The 23,699-nt window shown below is 71.9% G+C and carries 19 protein-coding genes and 1 riboswitch; of the genes, 8 read left to right on the top strand and 11 right to left on the bottom strand.

Features of this window, described 5'->3' with window-relative positions:
• Nucleotides 1-35: 35 nt before the first annotated feature.
• The 4 genes from AB0J76_RS30240 to AB0J76_RS30225 all read left to right on the top strand — a co-directional run bounded on the left by AB0J76_RS30240 (nt 36) and on the right by AB0J76_RS30225 (nt 5,217).
• Nucleotides 36-1,436 (top strand): fumarylacetoacetate hydrolase family protein, encoded by a 1,401-nt coding sequence (locus AB0J76_RS30240; protein ID WP_352329651.1) that lies wholly within the window; start codon nt 36-38, stop codon nt 1,434-1,436.
• A 21-nt stretch (nt 1,437-1,457) separates the two neighbouring features.
• Nucleotides 1,458-2,369, top strand: coding sequence for a 4-hydroxy-tetrahydrodipicolinate synthase (gene dapA / locus AB0J76_RS30235; RefSeq protein ID WP_352329653.1), 912 nt, complete (start codon nt 1,458-1,460; stop codon nt 2,367-2,369).
• Nucleotides 2,369-3,835, top strand: coding sequence for a 5-carboxymethyl-2-hydroxymuconate semialdehyde dehydrogenase (hpaE, locus tag AB0J76_RS30230; RefSeq protein WP_364391218.1), 1,467 nt, complete (start codon nt 2,369-2,371; stop codon nt 3,833-3,835). Before dapA ends, hpaE begins: the two co-directional genes overlap by 1 nt.
• Before the next feature lie 122 nt (nt 3,836-3,957).
• Complete coding sequence (locus AB0J76_RS30225) at nt 3,958-5,217, top strand: lamin tail domain-containing protein (protein WP_352328231.1); 1,260 nt, start codon at nt 3,958-3,960, stop codon at nt 5,215-5,217.
• Nucleotides 5,218-5,288: 71 nt separating this feature from the next.
• On the opposite strand, the gene AB0J76_RS30220 is transcribed toward AB0J76_RS30225, so the two are convergent.
• The 9 genes from AB0J76_RS30220 to AB0J76_RS30180 form a co-directional block, all read right to left on the bottom strand.
• Nucleotides 5,289-8,042: a DUF5682 family protein gene (locus AB0J76_RS30220; RefSeq protein ID WP_364391215.1), complete on the bottom strand. Its 2,754-nt coding sequence runs from the start codon at nt 8,040-8,042 to the stop codon at nt 5,289-5,291.
• Nucleotides 8,039-9,151: an AAA family ATPase gene (locus AB0J76_RS30215; RefSeq protein ID WP_352329618.1), complete on the bottom strand. Its 1,113-nt coding sequence runs from the start codon at nt 9,149-9,151 to the stop codon at nt 8,039-8,041. The genes AB0J76_RS30220 and AB0J76_RS30215 overlap by 4 nt, the downstream gene beginning before the upstream one ends.
• A gap of 14 nt (nt 9,152-9,165) precedes the next feature.
• Nucleotides 9,166-10,467 carry a VWA domain-containing protein gene (locus AB0J76_RS30210; RefSeq protein ID WP_352329619.1) on the bottom strand — a complete coding sequence of 434 codons (1,302 nt, stop codon included), beginning with the start codon at nt 10,465-10,467 and terminating at the stop codon, nt 9,166-9,168.
• Complete coding sequence (locus AB0J76_RS30205) at nt 10,464-11,963, bottom strand: hypothetical protein (protein WP_364391210.1); 1,500 nt, start codon at nt 11,961-11,963, stop codon at nt 10,464-10,466. The genes AB0J76_RS30210 and AB0J76_RS30205 overlap by 4 nt, the downstream gene beginning before the upstream one ends.
• Nucleotides 11,963-12,466: a hypothetical protein gene (locus AB0J76_RS30200; RefSeq protein ID WP_352330836.1), complete on the bottom strand. Its 504-nt coding sequence runs from the start codon at nt 12,464-12,466 to the stop codon at nt 11,963-11,965. Before AB0J76_RS30200 ends, AB0J76_RS30205 begins: the two co-directional genes overlap by 1 nt.
• Nucleotides 12,467-12,649: 183 nt before the next feature.
• The gene (locus AB0J76_RS30195) at nt 12,650-13,063 is read right to left on the bottom strand and encodes a cupin domain-containing protein (protein ID WP_352330834.1); all 414 of its coding nucleotides are present in this window, start codon (nt 13,061-13,063) and stop codon (nt 12,650-12,652) included.
• A 16-nt stretch (nt 13,064-13,079) separates the two neighbouring features.
• The gene (locus AB0J76_RS30190) at nt 13,080-13,895 is read right to left on the bottom strand and encodes a phosphoenolpyruvate hydrolase family protein (RefSeq protein ID WP_352330832.1); all 816 of its coding nucleotides are present in this window, start codon (nt 13,893-13,895) and stop codon (nt 13,080-13,082) included.
• A complete protein-coding gene (locus AB0J76_RS30185; RefSeq protein WP_364391205.1) occupies nt 13,895-15,118 on the bottom strand; it encodes a Tm-1-like ATP-binding domain-containing protein in 1,224 nt (407 codons plus the stop codon). Before AB0J76_RS30185 ends, AB0J76_RS30190 begins: the two co-directional genes overlap by 1 nt.
• Before the next feature lie 10 nt (nt 15,119-15,128).
• Nucleotides 15,129-15,626: a nuclear transport factor 2 family protein gene (locus tag AB0J76_RS30180; RefSeq protein WP_352331479.1), complete on the bottom strand. Its 498-nt coding sequence runs from the start codon at nt 15,624-15,626 to the stop codon at nt 15,129-15,131.
• Between the two features lie 97 nt (nt 15,627-15,723).
• On the opposite strand from AB0J76_RS30180, the gene AB0J76_RS30175 reads away from it, so the two are divergent.
• Nucleotides 15,724-16,272 carry a TetR/AcrR family transcriptional regulator gene (locus AB0J76_RS30175; RefSeq protein WP_352331481.1) on the top strand — a complete coding sequence of 183 codons (549 nt, stop codon included), beginning with the start codon at nt 15,724-15,726 and terminating at the stop codon, nt 16,270-16,272.
• A gap of 52 nt (nt 16,273-16,324) precedes the next feature.
• Here the strand turns inward: AB0J76_RS30175 and AB0J76_RS30170 are convergent, their stop codons facing one another.
• Nucleotides 16,325-17,044 (bottom strand): CHAP domain-containing protein, encoded by a 720-nt coding sequence (locus AB0J76_RS30170; RefSeq protein ID WP_364391201.1) that lies wholly within the window; start codon nt 17,042-17,044, stop codon nt 16,325-16,327.
• Between the two features lie 14 nt (nt 17,045-17,058).
• A riboswitch (cyclic di-AMP (ydaO/yuaA leader) is annotated at nt 17,059-17,196 on the bottom strand.
• Nucleotides 17,197-17,456: 260 nt separating this feature from the next.
• Nucleotides 17,457-17,804: a luciferase family protein gene (locus AB0J76_RS30165; protein ID WP_352327888.1), complete on the bottom strand. Its 348-nt coding sequence runs from the start codon at nt 17,802-17,804 to the stop codon at nt 17,457-17,459.
• 242 nt (nt 17,805-18,046) lie between these two features.
• Between AB0J76_RS30165 and AB0J76_RS30160 the strand changes: the two genes are divergently transcribed.
• From AB0J76_RS30160 to AB0J76_RS30150, 3 genes are all read left to right on the top strand, one after another.
• Nucleotides 18,047-20,005, top strand: coding sequence for a glycosyl hydrolase family 18 protein (locus AB0J76_RS30160; protein WP_352327887.1), 1,959 nt, complete (start codon nt 18,047-18,049; stop codon nt 20,003-20,005).
• Nucleotides 20,006-20,166: 161 nt separating this feature from the next.
• Nucleotides 20,167-21,210 carry a PP2C family protein-serine/threonine phosphatase gene (locus AB0J76_RS30155; RefSeq protein WP_352327886.1) on the top strand — a complete coding sequence of 348 codons (1,044 nt, stop codon included), beginning with the start codon at nt 20,167-20,169 and terminating at the stop codon, nt 21,208-21,210.
• A gap of 119 nt (nt 21,211-21,329) precedes the next feature.
• Complete coding sequence (locus tag AB0J76_RS30150; protein ID WP_352327885.1) at nt 21,330-23,624, top strand: glycosyl hydrolase family 18 protein; 2,295 nt, start codon at nt 21,330-21,332, stop codon at nt 23,622-23,624.
• Nucleotides 23,625-23,699: the final 75 nt, after the last annotated feature.

Below are 23,699 nucleotides of genomic sequence, written 5' to 3'. Positions count from 1 at the left end.
TAAATGATGTCGTATATGATTTGGAAGGAGACGAGGTGGGACACCCTCTCGGACTGTCACCAGGGAAGATCGTCGCGGTCCATCTGAACTACCGCAGCCGCGCCGCCGAGCGCGGTCGTGTCCCTGCCGTCCCCTCCTACTTCCTCAAGCCGCCGACCTCCCTGTCCTGGTCCGGACGGCCCGTGGTGCGTCCCGAGGGCTGCGAGCTGCTGGCGTTCGAGGGCGAGATCGGCATCCTGATCGGCAGCCGGGCCCACCGCGTCTCCCCCGGGCGCGCGCTGGAGCACGTGGCCGGGTACGTGGCGGCCAACGACTTCGGCGTCTACGACTTCAAGCACGCCGACCTCGGCTCCAACCTGCGGGCCAAGGGCCAGGACGGATTCACGCCGGTCGGCTCCGAACTGCTGACCGGCGCCGATCCCGGACGGTTGTGGCTGCGCACGTACGTCAACGGCGAGCTCGCCCAGGAGGCGTGCACCGACGAGCTGCTGTTCGGCTTCGACCTGCTCGTCGCCGACCTGTCCCGGTACATGACGCTGGAGCCCGGCGACCTGATCCTGGCCGGCACCCCGGCGGGCTCGACCGTCGTCCGGCCCGGCGACGTGGTGGAGGTCGAGCTGGAGGGCACGGCCCGGCTGCGCAACGAGGTCGTCGCCGGCCAGGAGCCACCCGCGGCGTACGGCGTCCAGCCCCAGGTCACCGAGGCGACCAGGGCCGCCGCGTACGGCGCCGCCCACCCCGCTCCCGGCCCCCTCACCCCGGAGGTCGTCGCCGCGCTGCGCTCGGTCTCGACCGCGACGCTCTCCTCCCAGCTCCGCGCGCGCGGCATCGACCACCACTTCATCGAGGGCGTCCGCCCCGCCCGTCCCGACCTGCGCATGGTCGGCGTCGCGCGCACCCTGCGCTACCTGCCGCTGCGTGAGGACGTCTTCGCCGAGCGCGGCGGCGGCATGAACGCCCAGAAGCGCACCGTCGAGGAGCTCCAGCCGGGCGAGGTGCTGGTCATCTCCGCCCGCGGCGAGCACGGCGCGGGCACGCTGGGCGACATCCTGGCCATGCGCGCCCTGCGCCGCGGCGCGGCCGGCGTCGTCACCGACGGCGGGCTGCGCGACAGCCCCTCCTTCGCCTCCCTCGACCTGCCCTCCTACTACGGCGCCGCGCACGCCGCCGTGCTCGGCCGCCGCCACGTCCCGATGGACTCGCAGGTGCCGGTGGACTGCGGCGGCGTGCTGGTGTGCCCGGGCGACGTGCTGGTGGGCGACGCGGAGGGGGTCGTCGTCATCCCGCCCGCGCTGGTCGCCGAGGTCGCCCGGGACGCCGCCCGGCAGGAGGACGAGGAGCGTTTCATCCTCGATCGCGTCCGCGAGGGCGCCTCGATCGACGGCCTCTACCCGCTGAAGGGCGCCTGGCGCGAGGCGTACGAGCAGCAGCGCTGACCCCCCAAGAAGGAGAACCCCATGAAGTTCCGCTCGGATCCGTCGACCATCCGCGGATCCATCGCCCCCGTGGTGACGCCGTTCGCCGCCGACGGGTCGCTGGACCTCGGCTCGTTGCGCTCGCTGGTGCGCTGGCAGCTCGACCAGGGCTCGCACGGCATCTCGACCGGCGGGTCCACCGGCGAGCCCGGCGCCCAGTCCGTCGAGGAGCGCGTCGCGGCGATGGCCGTGGTGGCCGAGGAGACCGCCGACCGGGTGCCGTTCCTGCCCGGCACCGGCTCGGCCAAGCTCGACGAGACGCTGCGGCTGACCGCCGAGGCCGAGCGCCTGGGCGCCGACGCCGCCCTGGTCATCACGCCCTACTACGCCCGTCCCACCCAGGAAGCCCTCTACCGCTGGTACGCCACGGTCGCCGCCGAGTTCCCCGCACTGCCGATCGTGATCTACAACGTGCCCTCGCGCACCGCCGTCGACATCGCCCCCGCGACCGTGGCCAGGCTGCGCCGCGACCACGACAACATCGTCGGCATCAAGGAGACCACCAAGGACTTCGAGCACTTCTCGCACGTGCTCAACCTGTGCGGGCGCGACTTCCTCATGTGGTCCGGCATCGAGCTGCTCTGCCTGCCGCTGCTGGCCATCGGCGGCGTCGGCTTCGTCAGCGCGGCGGCCAATCTCGCGCCGAAGACCGTGGCCCGCATGTACGAGGCCTACACCGCGGGCGACCACGCGACCGCGCTGGAGCTGCACTACTCGCTGCACCCGCTGGTCGAGCTGCTGTTCGTGGAGACGAACCCGGCGCCCGCCAAGTGGGTGCTGGAGCAGCGCGGCCTGATCGCCTCCGGCCACGTACGGGCCCCCCTGATCACCCCCACCGAGCCCGGCATCGCCCGGATCAACGAACTACTGGCACAGAGCGAGGGAGTCGCCTGATGAAACTGGAGCACTACATCGGCGGCCGGCACGTCCCGAGCCAGTCCGGTGCGACCTTCACCGCGCTCGACCCGACCACGAACGAGCCGTACCTGGAGGTCGCCGCGGGCGGCGCGGCCGACGTGGACGCGGCCGTCGCCGCCGCCCAGAAGGCGTTCACCGACGGCCCGTGGAGCACGATGCCCGCCGAGCAGCGGGCCGGGACGCTGCGCGCGATCGCGGCGGCCATCGAGTCCAGGGACGACGAGATCGCCGCGCTGGAGTGCCGGGACACCGGCCTGCCGATCACCCAGGCCCGCGGCCAGGCCCGCCGCGCCGCGCACAACTTCCGCTTCTTCGCCGACGTCATCACCACCATGGGCGAGGACGTCTACCGCGTCGGCTCCGCGCAGCTCAACTACGTCGTGCGCAAGCCGGTCGGCGTGGCCGGGCTGATCACGCCGTGGAACACGCCGTTCATGCTGGAGACCTGGAAACTGGCCCCGGCGCTGGCGGCCGGCTGTCCGGTGGTGCTCAAGCCCGCCGAGTGGTCGCCGGCCTCGGCGAGCCTGCTGCCGGAGATCATGGAGGAGGCCGGGCTGCCCGAGGGCGTGTTCAACCTGGTCCACGGCATCGGCGAGGACGCGGGCGCGGCGCTGGTCGCCCACCCCGACGTGCCAGTGATCTCCTTCACCGGCGAGAGCGGCACCGGGCAGACCATCATGCGCAACGCCGCGTCGTCACTGAAGACGTTGTCCATGGAACTGGGCGGCAAGTCGCCGCTGCTCGTCTTCGCGGACGCCGACCTGGACCGGGCGCTGGACGCGTCCGTCTTCGGCGTGTTCTCGCTGAACGGCGAGCGCTGCACGGCCAGCTCGCGGATCCTCGTCCAGGACACCGTGTACGAGGAGTTCGTGGCCAGGCTGGCCGAGCGGGCCGCGCGGGTCCGCGTCGGCGCGCCCGGCGACCCCGCCACCGAGCTGGGCGCGCTCATCCACCCCGAGCACTACGAACGGGTCATGGAGTACGTCGAGCTCGGCTCGCGCGAGGGCGCCCGCCTGGTCGCCGGCGGTTCCCGGCCCGAGCACCTGCCGGCGGGCAACTTCCTGGCCGCGACGGTGTTCGCCGACGTGACCCCGCACATGCGGATCTTCCAGGAGGAGATCTTCGGACCGGTCGTCTGCGTGACGCCCTTCTCCACCGAGACGGAGGCGGTGGAGCTGGCCAACGCGACCCGGTACGGCCTGGCGGCGTACCTGTGGACCAACGACCTGCGCCGCACGCACCGGCTGGCCCAGTCGATCGAGGCGGGCATGGTCTGGGTCAACTCCCAGAACGTGCGCGACCTGCGCACGCCGTTCGGCGGGGTCAAGGCCAGCGGCGTGGGCCGGGAGGGCGGCAGGCACAGCATCGACGTCTACACCGAGTCGCACATCGTGCACCTGGCCACCGAGGACCTGCCGATCCCCCGATTCGGCGCCGCCTGAGCCGGCACGTCCCCCGCCGGGCCGTGCCCCGGCCCGGCGTGGGACGTGGACGCCGAGAAGTGCGCGGAGTTACGCTCCGGTGGCCGATACGGCGGTGATGGCTATTTTTGGGGGGGAACCCAATGAGCTACACACTTTTGCGCGGCAGCTTCGTGATCCGTTACCCGGACCTTCCCCGGCAGGGCCCCGAGCCCGACGGCGACACGATCAAGTTCAGGCCGGACACGCCCGCGCTGGTCGAAGGGCTGGCCCGGCCGTCCGGACGGCCCCCGGAGCTCGGCGCACGCGGCATCTCCGTGCGCCTGGAGGCCATCGACGCCCTGGAGACCCACTTCCAGGACACCCACCAGGAGCCGGCTGGCGCGAACGCGGCCCGTGACGAGCTGCTGCGGCTGCTCGGCTTCACGAACGTGCGCTTCTTCGACGACCTGCCCAACAAGGTCCAGTCTGCCGACCAGGACGAGCTGCGCGGGCACGTCCTCAGCAACGGCATCGACGCCAACGGCCGGCTGATCGGCTTCGTGTTCGCCGGCGAGCACCCCGGGCCCGACGGGCAGGCCGTGTTCCTCGACGAGGCGCTGGTGGACACGTCCGCGAACGCCAGGCTGCTGGCCGCCGGGCTGACGTACCCGGCCTTCTACGCCACGCTGCCCGCGACGCTGCGCACCCACCTGGCCGGCGTGTCGCGTGCGGCCAGGACGGCGGCGGCGCCCACCGGCATCTGGCCGCGCTCGGCCGCCGACCCCGACGGGCCGGCCGAGGTCGGCTCGCTGGACGCGCTCACCCGGCTGGTCATGTGGCCGAAGTTGTTCCGCCGACTGGTGCCCTATCTGGCGACCGGGGCGGCGAACCTCGACGGCTTCGACGCCTGGCTCCGGGCCGACCCCGTCAACCGGGACGACGCGGTGTTCCTGCTGGACCGGCTCGAACACGGCAACCTGCACGACGTGATCCGGGCGTCGGGCAACCAGATCCAGCTCACGGCCTGGCCCGAGGACTTCGTCATCAGCCCCGACCCCGCGCCGCCCGGCGCGCCCGTCGGCGCGCGCCCGCCGTCCACCGGGGACGTGCTCATCGTGGCCGCGCTGCCCGACCCGGTGGGGGCCGACCGGGGACATGAGACCGTCACCCTGCTCAACGTCACCGGACAGTCCGTGGACCTCGGCGGGTGGCGGCTGGCGGACTCGGCGGGCGGGCGCATGGAGCTGACGGGGGTGCTCGCGGGCGGAGGCGTGCTGCAGGTCGTGCTCGACGGCCGGGTACAGCTCCGCAACCAGGGCGAGACCATCCTCCTCGTGTCCCCCGAGGGCGTCACGATCGACCAGGCCGCCTACAAACCCGACCACGTCCGCCCCGGCCACACCATCTGCTTCGGCCGCTGACCCCCGCCCCCTCCGCGCAGGGAAACCCCGCCCCGAGCACCGGCGGGTCCGGCACTCGGGGCTAGGGGCCGTCAGGTGAGGAGGGTTGCCAGGGCGGTGGTTGTGGCGGGGTGGGCGGTGAGGAGGGTCTCGACCGCGCGGTTCCCGGGCCCGGCGGCGGAGGCGGCCTGTCGCCAGCCGCCCTCGCAGCCCAGCAGCCCCGCCACCGCGTCGCATGCCGCCGGATGCCCCGCCAGCAGCTCGGCGACCGGCCCGGACACGACCGCGGGGGCCGCCTTCGGCGTGGCCGCCGCCGTCCGGGCCCACGGGGGTGTCCAGGCGTCGACCGCCGTCAGGCTGCCGGGGAACGTGCGCCCGGCCTCCCGGACGAGGACCGGCATCAGCTCGCCCGCCTGGTCGCGCAGCGTCGTGATCAGCTTGGGCAGCCACGGCAGCAGCACCTGGTCGGGCAGCCGTCCGAACGCCTTGGAGATCACCTCCACCACGAACCCGGACAGCGCCGGAGCCGGCTCCATCGCCTGCACGAACCCGGTGATGTACTGCGGGAACGACGGGATGACCAGCGGGTTGCCGAGCAGTTCGTCGCACCGCGACCGCAGCTCGGCCAGCGGCAGCAGCCCCAGCAGGTGCTGGGCCGCCCACAGCAGCGCCACCTTGGCCGGCGCCTCCGGATGCGACTGCCGCACCGCGATCTCCAGCTGCGCCCGGTCGCACCCGAGCGCCAGCGCCAGCCCCTCCATCGTGAACAGGAACCCGAGCATCGCCGACACCTGCCGCACCCCGGTGTCGTCCTCGACGAACGCGGTCGGGAGCAGGGTGCAGTAGTGGGCGTACCCCTCGGTCACGAACGCCTCGCACCACGCCGGCAGCGTGGGTTCGGCGGTGCGGTAGTAGGCCAGCAGGCGGCGGATGCGGCGCAGCACGTCGGGGGCGTCGTCGACGCCGCGCTCGCCGGCCAGCAGCTCCACCGCCCGCGCGCCCAGCTCGTCGGCGACGCGCCCGCCGCCCAGGTAGAGGATGGCGTCCTCGACGGCGGCCAGGGCCACGGCGGCGGTGGCGTCGGGCTCCCACACCGCGCGGCGCAGCCGCTGCTCGACCACCTGCTCGATGGTGACGCCCTCGTAGCCGAGCTCGATGATGGCCCGCTGGTTGCGGCCGAGCGCGAGGTCCCAGCTCTCCTGGATGGACCGCTCGCCGAGCTTGCGCTCGCCCATGATCGGCCGGGCCGCGTCGGCGGGCAGCACGAAGCGCAGCATCCACAGCAGGTCGGAGCAGGGCCGCAGCTCCGGGTCGGAGTGCAGGTCGAGCAGCGCCCGCTGGATCGTGCGCTTGTCGAAGTCGACGCCGAGCGGCCGCAGCCGGTCGTAGACGTTCTGGGCCAGCGGCGGCAGCGCGTCGTAGCCGACCGAGCCGATGCGGTCGCCGCCGAGCAGGATCTCGCACAGCCGCCGCACGTCGCGCCGGCCCGGCACGACGTCCTTCTCGATGCAGGTGACCGCCGCGTCCTGGAAGTCGTACGGCGTGGGCCTGGCCCGGTTGCGCATGCCGGCCAGCAGGATCGACGTCTCGAACACCGCGATGGCGTCGGCGGTGCTGGCGAGGTAGCCGTTGCGCCGGGCCAGCCGGACGATGTCGACGCTCCAGCCCAGCAGCTCGGCCTCGTCGAGCGCGTCGAGCGTGGGCGGCCTGGACAGGAAGCCGGTCAGCCGGTCGGCGACCTGCGCCGGCGCGGCGGGCGCGGGCAGCTTGACCGGCCGTTTCCTGGCCCCCTTCTGCCCGGCCAGCTGGAACGGGGTCAGCTTGCTCCGCGTCACCGCCTTGGCCCAGGTGGCGGCGGCGATCGACACCGACCCCGAGGCCAGCCCGAACTGCGCCTCGATGGCCGAGTGGCTGGAGGGGATCAGCCCGTACAGCCAGCGGGTCGCGGTGCGGGGGCCGATCTCGTACGGGGCCGTGGCGGCCAGGCCGAACTGCTCGACGCGGCTGGCGGCGTGGAAGGCGCCGCAGACGTAGAGGCAGTCGGCCGGGTCGGCGCCCGAGGCGGACAGGTGCTCGCGCATCCTGGTCCACATGTAGCGCTCGCGCTCCTCGTCGCCGGCCAGCCGGTCGTCGTCGGGGCGCAACCGGCGGAACAGGCTGCCGATGAGGACCATGACCTGGCGGTAGGTGTCGTAGTCGGCGCCGGAGAGCGGCTGCTCGACGTACTGGTCCCACCACTCCGACCAGTGGCGGACCTTGCCGTGGTGGAGCAGGTGCTCCTCCAGCTCGGCGAAGCGGGGGCGCAGGTCGCCGATCTCCACGCCGACGGCGTCGCCGTGCAGGCCGGCCTCCTCCCCCGGTTTCGCCGGCTCCTGCCGTTCGCGCGGCAGCCACTGGAAGACGTGGTCGGCCGAGCGGTCGACCAGCACCAGCTCGACGCCCGGCGTCTCCAGCGCGTACGAGATGGCCTGGTACTCGGCCGACGCCTCGGTGATCGGGGCCACCACGCTCAGCGGCCCCGAACCCTTGGGGAAGCCGTCGAGGTCGGTGGCGAACGCCTGCAGCGCCACCGGGAGCCGGCAGTTGCGCAGCTCGGTCAGCAGCGGCGCCAGGTCTTCGCAGAGCTCCAGGTAGATGACCTTGGGCTGCTTCTCCCGCAGGCGGCGCACCATGGCCAGCGCCGAGGCCGGCGAATGGTGGCAGACCGGGAAGATCTCCAGCTCCTCGCGCAGCGCCCGGTCGACGTCCTCGACCATGCCGGTGAGGATGGACGACACCGCGCCGTCGCCCGCGAAGGCCGAGGCGGCCTCGCTGAGCTGATCCTTCAGCGGTTGGAAGAGGCTCATGACAGGGTGGAGATGGCCTGGCGGCCGCCCTCGAGGAAGTCCTGCCACGGGCCGCCGTCCTTCTTGCTGCGCGGCTCGACCACGCCGTGCCAGTACTTGTTGAGGATGGCCAGGTCTTCCGGGCTGCGCCGGGCCAGCGAGCCGACCAGGGAGCCGGCCAGCGTCTCGGGGCGCAGTGTGCGGTCGCCGAAGAAGTGGCTGTGCAGGATGGCGTCCTCCAGCACGCCGATCTGCTCGGCCGTGGACAGCGCGGACTCCAGCTTCTCGTCGTCGCTGGTCGCCGAGGCGGCCGCGGCCCGCAGGTCGGCGAAGCTCTGCAGCAGGATGTCCAGCAGCGTGGGCGGCAGGTCGAGCTCGATCTGGTGCCGGCGCAGCAGCTCCTCGGTACGGAACCGGACGATCTCCGCCTCGCTCTTCTTGTTCGTCACCACCGGGATGCGGACGAAGTTGAAGCGGCGCTTGAGCGCGGACGACAGGTCGTTGACGCCCCGGTCGCGGCTGTTGGCGGTGGCGATGATCGAGAAGCCGGGCTGGGCGAAGACGATGTTGTCGTCGTCGAGCTCGGGGATGGAGACGTACTTCTCCGACAGGATGGAGATCAGCGCGTCCTGGACGTCGCTGGTCGAGCGGGTCAGCTCCTCGAAGCGGCCGATCACGCCCTGCTCCATGGCGTTCATGATCGGCGAGGGGATCATCGACTCGCGCGACTGGCCCTTGGCGATGACCATCGAGACGTTCCACGAGTATTTGATGTGGTCCTCGGTGGTGCCCGCGGTGCCCTGCACGACCAGCGTGGAGTTGCGGCAGATCGCCGCGGCCAGCAGCTCGGCCAGCCAGCTCTTGCCCGTGCCGGGGTCGCCGATCAGCAGCAGGCCGCGGTCGGAGGCCAGCGTCACGATGCTGCGCTCGACGAAGCTGCGGTCACCGAACCACTTCTGCGGGATCTCGCGGTCGAGCCCGTCGGAGCGCTCGGAGCCGAGGATGAAGATGCGGATCATGCGCGGGCTGAGCCGCCACGAGAACGGCTTGGGGCCGTCGTCGACCGACTCCAGCCAGTCGAGCTCGTCGGCGTACTTCACCTCTGCGGGGGCGCGCAGCATGTCACTCATGGTCGGGGGTTCTCCTAGGTGAGGAAGTTCTTGAGCTCGAAGACGAGCTTGCGGACATGGCCGGAGAGCACGGGGGTGCCCAGGTCCTTGAGTTTCTGGCGGTACCACGGGTCGACGCTCTGGCTGCCGGAGCTGTTGACCGAGCCGACGGGGATGAACTTGACCCCCGACCGGTGGATCGACCCGAAGTCGTTGATCAGCGAGCGGTTGTCGTAGAAGTCGGAGATCCACACCATCACGGTGTTGCGCGGATCGGCGATCTTCGGCCTGGCCAGGGCCATCGCGGCCGTGCCGTCGGTGCCGCCGCCGAGCGTCGTGCGCAGCAGCACCTCGAACGGGTCGTGCACCCACGGCGTCAGGTCGAGGGCGCGGGTGTCGTAGGCGATGAGGTGCACGTCGATCTTGGGCAGGCCGGCGAAGATCGAGGCCAGGATGGTGCAGTTGACCATCGCGTCGACCATCGAGCCCGACTGGTCGACGACCACGATGAGCCGGGCCGGCGTGGTGCGGCGGGCCGTCTGCCGGTAGTAGAGCCGGTCGACGTAGAGCCGCTGGTCCTCAGGGCTCCAGTTGGTGAGGTTCTTCCAGATCGTGCGCTCGATGTCGAGGTTGCGGAAGACCCGCTTCGGCGGCACCGACCGGTCGATCACGCCCACGCTGGTCTTCTCCACCTGCGTGCGCAGCACCTCGGCGACCTCGTCGACGAACCTGCGGATGAGCGCCTTGGCGTTGGCCAGGGCGACGCCGGACAGGTTCGACTTGTCGCGCAGCAGCTGCTCGATGAGCGACATGCTGGGCGTGAGCTGCCTGGCCAGAGCCGGGTCGGCCAGCACCTCGCGCAGCCGCATGCGCTTGACCAGGTCGCCCTCGATCATGGCGAGGACGGCGGCCAGCTCTTCGTTGCCCGGCCCGTTCCGCAGGCCGCCGGTCTCGCAGCCCATGCCCTTCTCGAACCAGGCGGCGTCCTGCTTCCAGCGGGCCAGGTCGCCCGCCGTGACGTCGCCCGTGCCGGTGGAGAACACGTTGAGCAGCAGCTTGGAGACCAGCGCGGCGCGGCGCACCTCGCCGCCCTCCTCGTGCTCCTTGTCGGCCATCAGGTCCTGGAGCTCGGCGCCCAGCTCGGGGAAGCGCTGGACGAGCGTGTCCACCGAGACGCCGGGGTCGAGCAGCGCGGGCGGCAGCTCCAGGTCGCCGACGATGCCCATGCTGGCGGTCTCCAGCGCGGGCTGCTCGTCGGCCGAGAACAGCCGCGACATGAGCCGCCAGTACAGCACTTGGCGCCGGGTCTCGTCGGCGCTCGTGGTCGAGTCGGTCATTTCCGCAGCAGCCGTCCTGCCCGTTCGCGCAGCACGGCGACCACGTCGCCGGCCTTGGCCTCGGCCTTGACGACCTTGGGGTCGGTCGGGCCGTTCGCCCAGTCGCCGTTGTGCACGGTGACCGGCTTCTTCTTGACCGTGGCCTGGACGGCGAGCGGCTGCAGCAGCCACCTGCCGCCGTCGCGGCGCACCAGCCCGACGCACGCCGAGGACGCGGCCACCAGCTCCGGAGTGAGCGGGCAGCTCGCCGGGAGCCGGTCGAGGTCGAGGGCGAGCTTGTTGCCGCCCAGGTCGAGGGTGTGCCCGTCGACCGTGTACCCCTCGACCAGCACCGGCTCGGCGATGCGCACGGGGTGGCGGTCGAGCGGCGGCGTGGCCGGGGCCAGCGCGCCCGCGAGCCGCACCCGGGCGGTGGTGAACGGGTCGGCCTCGGCGCCGGTGCGGGCGCGGTCGTCGTGCCACAGCAGGTCGCCGCCGGGCAGCAGCGGCATGCCGTCGATCTCCACGGACAGGTGGCCGGCCAGCGCGCCCATGAGCACGGGCCGCCCGCCGAACAGCCGCCACACCGACGGCCCCACGATGGTGTCGACCTTGGCCGCCGCGACGCTCGTGCGCACCAGCCGGGCCTGCCCGCCGGCCTCCTCCAGCACGCCGTGCACCTGCACCCGGACGACCGTGGCGTGCTCGTGCACGTCGGCGCCGAGGATCAGCAGCCGCCCCGACACCGGCTCGGGCACGCCGTGCCACGGCCCGGACTGGGCGAGCAGCAGCCCGCGCGTCCACAGGTCGGCCCACCGCCTGAGCGGCAGCCGGTCCATGGTCGCCACCGGGGACGAGGCCCGCAGCTCGGTCGCCAGCCCGTCGAGCAGCACCGCGAGCCCGCGCAGCTCGGGCACCCCGAGCAGCGCCTCGATCGCCTGGTCGGCGCCGGAGACGAGGTCGTCGTCGACGCCCCGCCAGCCGGTGATCGCCAGCTCCCGCAACCAGACCCGGCACCCGGCCAGCAGGTTCTCCGGCACACCGCCGGACGCCGCCCCGGCGCCCGGCCCGCCGCCGACGGACGCCGCCCCTGTTGTGGCGTCCGTGGCGGCGTCCGTGGCGGCGTCCGTGGCGGCAGCCGTGGCTGCGTCCGTGGTGGCGGCCGTGGCGGCGGCCGGCGGCCAGGGCGCGCGGCTGCGGCCCAGAGCCTGGTCGAAGCGGGCGAGCAGGGCGTCGTGCACCGCGCCGAACAGCGCGGCCCGCCCGCCGGCCAGCGCGGCCAGGTGCTCGTCGGCGACCGACCCCGCGGTCACCTTCTCCACCGCCTCGCCCAGCCGGTCGCCGAGCGGGGAGCCCGCGAGCGCGCCGGCCAGCGCGGCCAGCGCCGCGGCGGGCTCCTCGGCGACCCTGGCGAACCCGTGCCCGAGCGCGCCGTCGAACCCCGTGGCGAGCGCGAGCGCCTCCTCGACCCCGGCCGGCCCGTCGCCGGCCAGCTCCCCGAGCTGTACGTCGAGCATCAGCCCACCCTTCCCGTCTCGGGCCCCGTCGCCGGGAACCAGTGGAGCTCGGCCAGCGGCTCGGTGCTGTCGGGCACCTCCAGGTAGGCCAGGTGGCGCAGGAACCGGCTGAACACCACGGCCGCCGGGGTGCGCTGAGGGGTGCCGTTCAGCACGCTCATCAGGTGGCCGCCCTCGGGCACCTCGACGCGCAGGTAGCGGGCCACCCGGTCGAGGCCGTACTGGAGCACGGCCTCGTCGGCCAGCAGGCGGATGTGCTTGCACGCGTAGCCGTGCAGCGCGCCGCACGGGCGGTTGTTGTTGGTGCTGCAGCTCAGGTCGTGGGTGCCGGCGGTGATCGAGGAGACGTAGACCCGCTCGATGTCGGACCCGCTCGACACGACCCCCTGCAACCTGCCGTCAGCCAGCTCGACGAAGGGCACCTTCGCCAGCTTGCGCGGCTGGACCGGCGGCACCACCCGCACGACGCTGCGCTGCTCCCACGCGGTTTCGTCCGCGTCCAAGGTCTCGACCTCCAGTCTGACGGCATGCTCGCGCCGACAGCCAACTCCGATGGGCTTGATCAACAGACCCGGAAATCTACCGGAGGCCACCGACAGACCGGACGTGAACGATCATTCGCACGGAGGTCGAGCACGCCGGAGGCCGTGCGCGGGCTCGTACCCCCGCGCACGGCGCCCCGCCGCTCAGGAGGTGACGGCCGCCCAGGTCGGGTGGTCGCCGGGGCCGAGCTCCACGAAACCGGGCAGCTCGCGCAGCGCCAGCTCGGCCCCGCCCGGCGTGTACGTCGCGATGATCCGCAGCGGCCGCCACCCGGTGTTGAAGGTGGAGTGCAGCGTGCCCTTCGGGATGTAGATCGCCTCACCGGCCCTGACCGGGAACTCCGGGTCGTCGCCGACGGTCTGCCGCCCCTCGCCCTCGATGACGTAGAGGACCTCGTCGGAGTCGGGGTGCAGGTGGCGTTCGTGGCCCTTGTTCGGGTTGATGACGACCTCGCCGAACGTGGAGGACGCGCCCGGCACGGCGTCGGGCGTCACGTGCCATTTGATGGCCCCCCAGTCGAAGATCATCGTGGGCAGGGCGTCCGGTGGTCGGTGCATGGCGGGTTCCTCCCGGTCAGAGCTGCTTGAAGGCGCGGACCTGTTCGGCGATGGCCCGCTCGGCGGGCAGGCGTTCCATCGAGGACGCGCCGAAGAACCCGGCGACGCCGACCGTGCGCTGCTGGATGTGGCGCACGTCGTCGGGCTCGGCGATGGGACCGCCGTGACACAGCACGATGACGTCGGGGTTGACGGCGACGGCGGCGTCACGCATCTCCTGGATGCGCACGGCCGCCTCGTCGAGGCCGATCGCGGTGACGGCGCCGATGCTGCCCTTGGTGGTCAGGCCCATGTGCGGGACGAGGATGTCGGCGCCCGCCCGCGCCATGGCCGTGGCCTGCTCGGGGGTGAACACGTAGGGGGCGGTGAGCAGGTCGCGCTCGGCGGCCAGCCTGATCATCTCCACCTCCAGGTCGAAGCCCATGCCGGTCTCCTCCAGGTTCGCCCGGAAGACACCGTCGATCAGGCCGACCGTCGGGAAGTTCTGGACGCCGGTGAAGCCCATGTCCTTCAGCTCGTCGAGGAAGCGCGGCAGCAGCCGGAACGGGTCGGTGCCGCACACCCCGGCCAGCACCGGCGTGTCCTTGACGACCGGCAGGACCTCCCCGGCCATCTCCACGACGATCGCGTTGGCGTCGCCGTACGGCATCAGGCCGGCGAGCGAGCCGCGGCCGGCCATCCGGAACCGCCCGGAGTTGTAGATGATGAGCAGATCGACCCCGCCCGCCTCGGCGGACTTGGCCGACAGCCCGGTGCCCGCGCCGCCGCCGATGATCAGCCGGCCGGCCTCCCGCTCGGCGCGCAACCTCCGTAGTGCCTCGTCGCGACGCATCAAGCCCCCTTCTCGATCAGCCGGTGCAGCCGGTCGGCGGCGGCCACGGCGAACTGCGCGTTGTTGATGTCCTGGTCGCTCTCGACGACCTCGACGGCGCTGCCCGCGACGGCCGCGAGCACGGCGTCGAAGCAGGCCGCGTCGGCCGCCGGGTCGTGGAACGGGCCGCCCTCGACGTCGACGGCCGAGACGCCGCCGCGCGGCACGAACAGCGTGACCGGCCCGGACGCGCGGGCCAGCCGCTCGCCGATCGCCCGCCCGATCTCGGCGTTCTCGGCCGGGGTGGTGCGCATGAGCGTCACCGTCGGGTTGTGCACGAGGAGCTGCCGGGACCTGAACCGTTCCGGCACGGTCTCCATCGGGCCGAAGTTCACCATGTCGACGGCGCCCAGGCTGACGACCTGCGGGATGCCGGCCCGCCCGGCGGCGGTCAGGCGGTCGGGGCCCGCCGACAACACGCCGCCGACGAGCTCGTCGGCCAGCTCGGTGGTGGTCAGGTCGAGGACCCCGGCGAAGTGGCGGCCGGCCGCCAGCGCCTCCATGGCCCGGCCGCCCGAGCCGGTGGCGTGGAAGACCAGCACCTCGTAGCCCAGGGACTCCAGCCGGGCCCGCGCGGCGTCGACGGCGGGCGTGGTGACGCCGAACATCGTGGCCGCGACCAGCGGTTTGTCCTCCCCGGACGGCTCGGCGCCGGCGTCGTAGGAGGCGGCCATCGCGCTGATCGCGGCGGCGGCGTTGGTCAGGATGCGGCGGGAGACGGAGTTGACGCCCGCGACGTCGACGACGCTGTACATGAGCGTCACGTCGGTCTCCCCGACGTAGGCCGAGACGTCGCCGCTGACCATGGTCGAGACGAGCAGTTTGGGCAGGCCGACGGGCAGCGCCCGCATGACGGCGGCGGCGATGGAGGAGCCGCCGCTGCCGCCGAGCGCGAGCACGCCGCTCAGCTCGCCGCGGGCGTGCAGGTCCGTGGCCAGCGCGGTGGCCCCGGCCGCCATCGCGGCGAGCGCGGCGCCGCGGTCGCCGGCGCTCCTGAGCCGGTCGAGATCGGTGCCCGCGGCGCGCGCCACGGCCTCGGCGGGGACGTCGGCGGCCAGCGCCGGGGCGCCCATGACGCCGGTGTCCATGAGGACGACGCCCTGGCCGGCCCGCATGATCGAATCGCGGACGAGGGCGTACTCCTCCCCCTTGGTGTCGAGGGTGCCCAGCAGCAAGACCGCCATGTCAGACCTCCTACGATCGGCCTTCCGACCTTACCCCGGCGATCTCGGCGTGGCGGATGCCGAGGACGTCCACGCCGTGCTCGGACAGCGGGCGCGTGCCGAAGATGCGGCGTTCCTCCTCGGTGATGGCGACGTCGTTGATGCTGGCCTCGCGGCGGCGCATCAGCCCCGACGCGTCGAACTCCCACTGCTCGTTGCCGTAGCTGCGCCACCACTGGCCGGCGGCGTCGCGGGACTCGTACTGGAAGCGGACGGCGATGCGGTCGCCGGTGACCGCCCACAGCTCCTTGCGCAGGGCGTAGTCCAGCTCGCGGGCCCACTTGCGGCGCAGGAACTCCGCGATCGCGGCGCGGCCGGTGACGAACTCGCCGCGGTTGCGCCACACGGAGTCCTCGGTGTACGCGAGCGCGACGCGGTCGGGGTCGCGGGTGTTCCAGGCGTCCTCGGCGGCCTGGACCTTGATCCGGGCGGTCTCCTCGGTGAACGGCGGGACGGGCGGGCGGGTCATGGGCTGTCCTCTCCGATCGAGAGAACGGTCGTTCTCCCGGCTTGTGCGATAGCGTAGAGAACGAGCGTTCTCCGCGGCAAGCACCTGGAGGGGTGTCATGGATCACGAGCAGCGGTTGCTGGACGCCGCGGGCGACCTCTTCTACCGCCGCGGCGTGCAGGCGGTCGGCATGGACGAGATCCGGGCCGCCTCCGGCGTCTCGCTGAAACGCCTTTACCAGTGTTTCCCGTCGAAGGAGGCGCTGGTCGTGGCCTATCTGCGGCGGCGCGACGAACGCTGGATGGCCTCGCTCACCGCGTACGTGGCGGGTGCCGGCGACCGCATCCCGGCGGTCTTCGCGTGGCTGGAACGCTGGTTCACCGAGGACGACTTCCGCGGCTGCGGGTTCGCCAACGCCTTCGCCGAGCTGGGCGCCGGTTCGGCCGCCGTCCGCACGGCGGTGCGCGAGCACAAGGAGCGCCTGCGCGCCTACCTGCGCTCGCTCGCCGAGGAGGCGGGAGCCGGGGACCCCGCCCTGCTCGCCGAGCAGTTGCTCACCCTGATCGACGGCGCCACGGTGACCGCGATGATCTCCGGGGAGCCGGGCGCGGCCCGCTCGGCCGGACAGGCCGCGGCGGTTCTGGTCCACCGGCACCGGCGGCCCTGAGACGCGAAAGAGCGCACTCCCCGCGGGGAGTGCGCTCTTCGGCAGAGCAGGATCAGGCGGCGTAGGACGGGTAGCCGTAGCCGACGACCTGCGAGGTCGGCCGGACGCGCTGCTCGACCTTGCCGTTGCCGGTGTTGCCCTCGATCGTGGAGATCGTGCCGTCGCCGTTGTCCTTGACGACGAAGCCGACGTGCTGGATGTCGTTCAGGCTCTTGCTGCCGCTCCAGGAGAAGAAGACGACGGCGCCCGGCTTGGCCTCGGTGCCCCAGCGGTCGTTGGCGGCGAACCACTTGGCGTGGGTCACGGTGTAGGCGTCCCAGCCGACCTGCGGGCGGGCGCCGGTCTGCTCGCCGACCCAGGAGACGAACATCGAGCACCAGGGGGCGTTCAGGTACATGGCGCGGTTGCCGCCGTCACGCGCGGCGGTCTCGGCGGCGCGCTGGGAGTCGGCGTACCACTTCTGGAACTTGGTGCCGCCGCCGTTGGCGTCCTCGGAGGTGCCGACCTGAGCGCGGGCCGTGGCCAGCACCTGGGCGGCGGTGACGTTGACCTTGCCCTTGGCGCTCTCGTCGGCGGCGCTGTTCTGCGCGACGCGCGGCTGGGCGGCCACGCCGGCGACCTTGGCGGTCTGGGTTGCGGTGTGGGCGGTGGCGTGGGTGGCGTCGGCGTTCACTGCCGCGTGCGTGCCGAGCACGCCGGCGACGGCGGTCGCGCCGAGAGCGATCTTGGCGAGGTCGAGCTTGTAGGCACGGTGAAGACGGTGCTTGGCCATGAGGGTGTTACTCCTTGAGCTTCCGTGCCGCTTGCCGGGTTAGCTGACGGGTTCGGGCGGGAAGCTGCCCTACGGCACCACGGTGCCGATTCACCCCATTGGACACATGGGTCCCCGGTTCCGCGCACAGGCGGATTCAGCGGTCTCTTGGTCAGGCAAAGGGCTGACGCATCGTCTTCCCGGGCCCCGGAAAGGGCCTGAAGGTATATGTGCGACGCCCAGATGCGGAGATGTCCGCATCGATTCTGTACAACACGGGTCCCGCTTGGGTAATTCCCAGGCAATGCCATCCCTACCTGGGACGACTCCCCGTTCGGCTGGGTACAACCAAGCTACCCGGCGAGTAATTCCCCGGCAAATGGCGGCAATAATTTCGACGCTGCGTGCGAGAAACGCTACGCGCCGAATCGGTTCACGCCACGTGCGCCTTTATCGCCACGCTCGTGAGCGCCAGCAACAATTCCAGATCGGGCTCGGCGTCGACCTGCACGGCGACCCAGGCGCCGTCGCGGCAGGCGTGGACCTGGTCGCACGCCCCCAGATACGGCTCCAGGCGGCCGATGGCGGGGGCGGTGAGCCGTACGTGGATCTCGTCCCGGCCGGCCAGGCGCAGGATCTCGGTTCCGTGTACGGCGAAGGCGACCTGCTGACCGGTGCCGCTGACGTTCAGCGACGGCCAGGACCGTAACTCCGCGACCGCGCGGGCCACGTAGGGTCCGCGTCGCGTGGGCGTCCGCCGCCAGGCGGAGATTCCTGCCACGCTCCAATGCTGAGCCACGGCTCACCCCGCCGTCAGCCCCCGTTCCGGAACCGTTATCCCCTCGTGAACGGGCGTGTCCGGGGTCTGACCGGCACGGTTACGGACACCTGACCGATACGTATTGACGCTCCCCCAGGCAGCGGCTACCGTCGATTCACAACTTAAAGGAAACTTTCCTAATAGTTTCCCCAGAAGTCTCCCATCCCACTCCCCACACACCCCCCAACGGATGTCGGAGCGACATGAAACACACCATTCTGAGCAAGGTCCTGGCGGGAATGGCGGCATTGGCCCTGCCCCTCACCGCGGCCGTGGCCGTCCCGACGCTCGCCTCCGCCAGCACGGTGGCGTACGCGGCGGCCTGGGCCCCGTGGACCGCCTACACGGCGGGCACGGTCGTCACCTACAACGGCGTGGACTACGTCTGCCTCCAGGCGCACACCTCGCAGCCCGGCTGGGAGCCGCCGAACGTGGCGGCGCTGTGGAAGGTCTCCGGTGGCGGCGGCACCGACACGACCGCGCCGTCGGTGCCGGGCAACCTGCGCTCGACCGGCGTCACGGACACGAGCGTGGCCCTGGCCTGGAACGCCTCCACCGACAACGTGGCCGTGACCGGCTACGAGGTCTACCGCGGCGGCACCCTGGTCACCACCGTCACCGGCACCACGTACAACGACACCGGCCTCACCGCGAACACCGCCTACAGCTACACCGTGCGCGCGCGTGACGCGGCCGGCAACCGCTCGGCCAACAGCAACCAGATCTCCGCGACGACCACCGGCGGCGGTGGCGGCGACGACAAGACCCCGCCGTCGGTGCCCGGCAACCTGCGCTCGACCGGCGTCAGCAACAACAGCGTCGCGCTGGCCTGGAACGCCTCCACCGACAACGTGGCGGTCACCGGCTACGAGGTCTACCGCGGCGGCACCCTGATCACCACCGTCACCGGCACCACGTACAACGACACCGGCCTCACCGCCAACACGTCCTACACCTACACCGTGCGCGCGCGTGACGCGGCCGGCAACCGCTCGGCCGACAGCAACCAGATCACCGCGACCACCACGGGCGGCGGCGGTGGCGGCGGCAACAAGGTGCTGGGCTACTTCGTCCAGTGGGGCATCTACCAGCGCGGCTACCACGTCAAGAACATCGACACCAGCGGCTCGGCGGCCAAGCTGACCCACATCAACTACGCGTTCGGCAACGTGCAGAACGGCCAGTGCACGATCGGCGACAGCTACGCCGACTACGACCGCTTCTACCAGGCGGGCGAGAGCGTCGACGGCGTCGCCGACACCTGGGACAACGGCGCGCTGCGCGGCAACTTCAACCAGCTGCGCAAGCTGAAGAAGAAGTACCCCAACCTGAAGGTGCTCTTCTCCTTCGGCGGCTGGACCTGGTCCGGCGGCTTCGGCCAGGCGGCGCAGAACCCGACGGCCTTCGCCGACTCCTGCTACAAGCTGGTGGAGGACCCCCGCTGGGCCGACGTCTTCGACGGCATCGACATCGACTGGGAGTACCCGAACGCCTGCGGCCTGACCTGTGACACCAGCGGCGCGGCGGCGTTCAAGAACGTGATGTCCGCGCTGCGCTCGCGCTTCGGCGCGAACAACCTGGTCACCGCGGCCATCACCGCCGACGGCAACGACGGCGGCAAGATCGACGCGGCCGACTACGGCGGCGCCGCCCAGTACGTCGACTGGTACAACGTCATGACGTACGACTTCTTCGGCGGCTGGGACGCGCAGGGCCCGACCGCCCCGCACTCGCCGCTCACCACCTGGGACAAGATCCCGGTCCCCGGTTTCTACACCGACAACGCCATCCAGAAGCTCAAGAGCAAGGGCGTCCCGGCCGCCAAGCTGCTGCTCGGCATCGGCTTCTACGGCCGCGGCTGGACCGGCGTGACCCAGGCCGCGCCCGGCGGCACGGCGACCGGCCCGGCGCCCGGCACGTACGAGCAGGGCATCGAGGACTACAAGGTCATCAAGACCCGCTGCCCGTCCACCGGCACGGTCGCGGGCACGGCCTACGCCTACTGCGGCAACCAGTGGTGGAGTTACGACACGCCGAGCACCATCGGCGGCAAGATGAGCTACTCGAAGAACCAGGGCCTCGGCGGCGCGTTCTTCTGGGAGCTCAGCGGTGACACCACCAACGCCGAACTCCTCACGGCCATGAAGAACGGCCTCGGATAAGTTCGCACGTCAGGGGCCGGTCCCGGGTTTCGGGGCCGGCCCTTCGCCGTGCCCGGCGCGCCGCAGGACGGAACGCGGACGCCTTGGGAGAAGCTGGTCACCGGGGGTGAACGACGATTCTCTGGGGTGGCGGGCACAGGCGGCCCTTCTTCACGACACCGGTGTTCCTGGTCGGCCTGATCGGGATCACGGTGCTGGTGGTCGGGCTGGACAGGTTCACCGGCGGGGGCGCGGAGCTGGTGCCGGTGCTGATCTTCCTGCCGGCGATCGTGTCGGGGCTGGGCTCGGTGTGGCAGACGGCGGTCGCGTCGGTGTGGGTGCTGGCGGTGGTGTCGGCCTCGGTCGCCTATCTGGGCGGCAATCTGCGGACGAACCTGGAGGTCTCCGGCTTCACCGCGGCGTTCGGGCTGATGAGCGTGGTCGGCGCGAGCTACCGGATCCAGCGCGAGGAGGAGGTCCGCCGGTTGCGCTCGGCCGCCGCGGCGTTGCAGCGGCAGCTCGTCAGGCCGCTGCCGCTGCGCTCGCTCGACGTGGTCGTGGACGGCCTCTACCAGCCCATCGAGGAGGACACGATGGTGGGCGGCGACATGTACGAGGTGGCGCCGTCGCCGTACGGGACCCGGGTGATGATCGCCGACGTGCAGGGCAAGGGGCTGCCCGCGATCGGCGCCGCGCTGGCCGTGCTGGGCGCCTTCCGGGAGGCGGCCTACCGCGAGATCTCCCTCATGGGCGTGGCCGACGCCCTGGAGGACGCCGTGATCAGGCACAACCGGTTCGCCGCGCACACCGGCGAGCCGGAGCGGTTCGTCACCGCGCTGCTGCTGGACATCGGCCCCGAGCTGGAGGTGGACGCGGTCAACTGCGGGCACATCGCGCCGTACCTGATCCACGGCGGGAACGCCGGTCAGCTCTGGCTCGGCGAGCCGGAGGTGCCGCTCGGCCTGGCCGGGCTGGCGGGCGAGCCGCGCCACGGCGCGCGCTTCGCCTTCCCGCGCGGGGCGTCGCTGCTGCTGTGCACCGACGGCGTGACCGAGGCCCGCGACCGCGACGGCTCCTTCTACCCGCTGGAGCAGCGGCTGCGCTCCTGGGCCCGCGACCCGCCGGCCAGGACCGTCGAGGCCCTGGCCGCCGATCTGAGCACCTTCACGCGCGGCGCCCCGCGCGACGACATCGCGGTGCTCATCCTGCGCCGGACCGGATCGTGACCGGCCGCGCGACCGAATGGCAACTATTAAGAAAGTTTCCTAACAGAAAGCATTGACGGCCCTGGTCACCAGGCTTACCTTCCGATCAACCCCCCAGTCATGCCCCATCGGAGGTGGCCTTGAAGCCCACACGCCTACGCGCGGCCCTGGCCGCGTGCGGCACCTCACTGGTCCTCATCGCGGGAGCCCTGGCCGGTACGGCCACCGCCGCGGCCGACAACGCCGCCTGCCGCCCGGACGGCCTCTACCAGACCCCCGGCGTGGACGTCCCCTACTGCCTGGCCTACGACGAGGACGGCCGGGAGAAGATGGGGGCCGACCACCCCCGCCGCATCATCGGCTACTTCACCAGCTGGCGCACCGGCAAGAACGGCCAGCCCGCCTACCTGGCCGGCAACATCCCGTGGGGCAAGGTCACCCACATCAACTACGCCTTCGCCCACGTCGACGGCAGCAACAAGATCGCCGTGGACGCGAACGCCACCGCCACCGAGTGGCCCGGCGTCGCCGGCGCCGAGATGGACCCGGCCTACGCCTACAAGGGCCACTTCAACCTGCTGAACAAGTACAAGAAGCAGTACCCCGGCACCAAGACGCTGGTGTCGGTGGGCGGCTGGGCCGAGACCGGCGGCTACTTCGACGCGAACGGCGCCCGCGTGCCCTCCGGCGGCTTCTACTCGATGACCACCAACGCCGACGGCTCGGTCAACCAGGCCGGGATCGGCACGTTCGCCGACTCGGTCGTCGCGTTCGTGCGCGCGTACGGGTTCAACGGCGTGGACATCGACTACGAGTACCCGACCTCGATGAAGGACGCCGGGAACCCGCTCGACTGGACCGTCGCCAACGCCCGCAGGTCGAGCCTGATGAAGGGCTACGCGGCGCTGATGAAGACGCTGCGCCAGAAGCTGGACACCGCGGCCGCCGCCGACGGCAGGTACTACATGCTGACCGTCGCCGCCCCCGCCTCCGGCTACCTGCTGCGCGGCATGGAGACCTTCCAGGTCACCCAGTACCTGGACTACGTCAACATCATGTCCTACGACCTGCACGGCGCCTGGAACGAGTTCGTCGGCCCCAACGCCGCCCTGTACGACGACGGCAAGGACGCCGAGCTGGCCAAGTGGGGCGTCTACACCGCCGCCCAGTACGGCGGCCTCGGCTACCTCAACACCGACTGGGCCTACCACTACTTCCGCGGCGCGATGCCGGCCGGCCGGATCAACATCGGCGTGCCGTACTACACGCGCGGCTGGAAGAACGTCAACGGCGGCGCGAACGGCCTGTGGGGCACCTCCAACGGCCCGAGCGGCAGCTGCCCGCAGGGCCTGACCACCTGCGGCGACGGCGCCCGCGGCATCGACAACCTGTGGCACGACGAGGAGAACGGCAAGGAGGTCGGCGCCGGCTCCAACCCCATGTGGCACGCCATGAACCTGGCCAAGGGCATCGCCGGCTCCTACGGCCCCGCCTACGGCCTGGACCCGGCGAACGACCCCGAGGACCGGCTGACCGGCGCCTACACCCGCAACTACAACGCCACCCTGACCGCCCCCTGGTTGTGGAACGCCACCAAGAAGGTGTTCCTGTCCACCGAGGACGACCAGTCGCTCGGCGCCAAGGCCGACTACGTCAGGAACCAGGGCATCGGCGGCGTGATGATCTGGGAGCTGGCCGGCGACTACGCCTGGGACGCGGCCAAGGGCGAGTACTTCATGGGCCAGACCCTGACCGGCCTGCTCTACGACAAGCTCAGGACCGCCGCCCCGTACGGCGCGGCCAAGGCCAAGGTGGCCGTCCCCGCCGAGAAGGTGGACGTCACGATCGAGGCCACGGGCTTCCCCGCCGGCGACAGCAACTACCCGATCAACCCCAAGCTCGTCATCACCAACAGGACGCAGACCACCATCCCGGGCGGCGCGGAGTTCCAGTGGGACTACGCGACCTCCGCCCCGAACAACGCCAAGGACCAGTCGGGCTTCGGCCTGCGGGTGATCAGCAGTGAGCACACCGGCAACAACGTCGGCGGGCTCAAGGGCGACTTCCACCGGGTGTCGGTGAAGCTGCCCACCTGGCAGACGCTCGCCCCCGGCGCGTCGGTGACCCTCGACTACGTGTACTACCTGCCCGTCCCCGGCCAGGCGAACTACACGCTGACCTTCGGCGGCAGGACGTACGGGCTGGTCCAGGACCTGGCGCGGGGCGGCGTCGCGCCCAGCCCGAGCCCGACCCCGACCGTCACCCCGACCGGCGGCGCCTGCACCGCGCCCGCCTGGAGCGCGACGGCCGTCTACAACGGCGGCCAGCGCGTCTCGCACAAGGCCCACACCTGGGAGGCCAAGTGGTGGACGCAGGGCCAGGAGCCCGGCACCACCGGCGAGTGGGGCGTCTGGAAGGACGTCGGCGCCTGCTGAGACGGCTCCGGCCGGCCGGCGGGCGGGACGGCGCGCGTCCCGCCCGCCTCCGCCGGCGCGGCCCCCGCGGCGCGG

This window comes from Nonomuraea sp. NPDC049624 (assembly GCF_040675255.1).
Taxonomy (GTDB): Bacteria; Actinomycetota; Actinomycetes; order Streptosporangiales; family Streptosporangiaceae; genus Nonomuraea.
The sequence above is the reverse complement of the archived record's forward strand: the minus strand, read 5'-3'. Positions and strand labels throughout refer to the sequence as shown.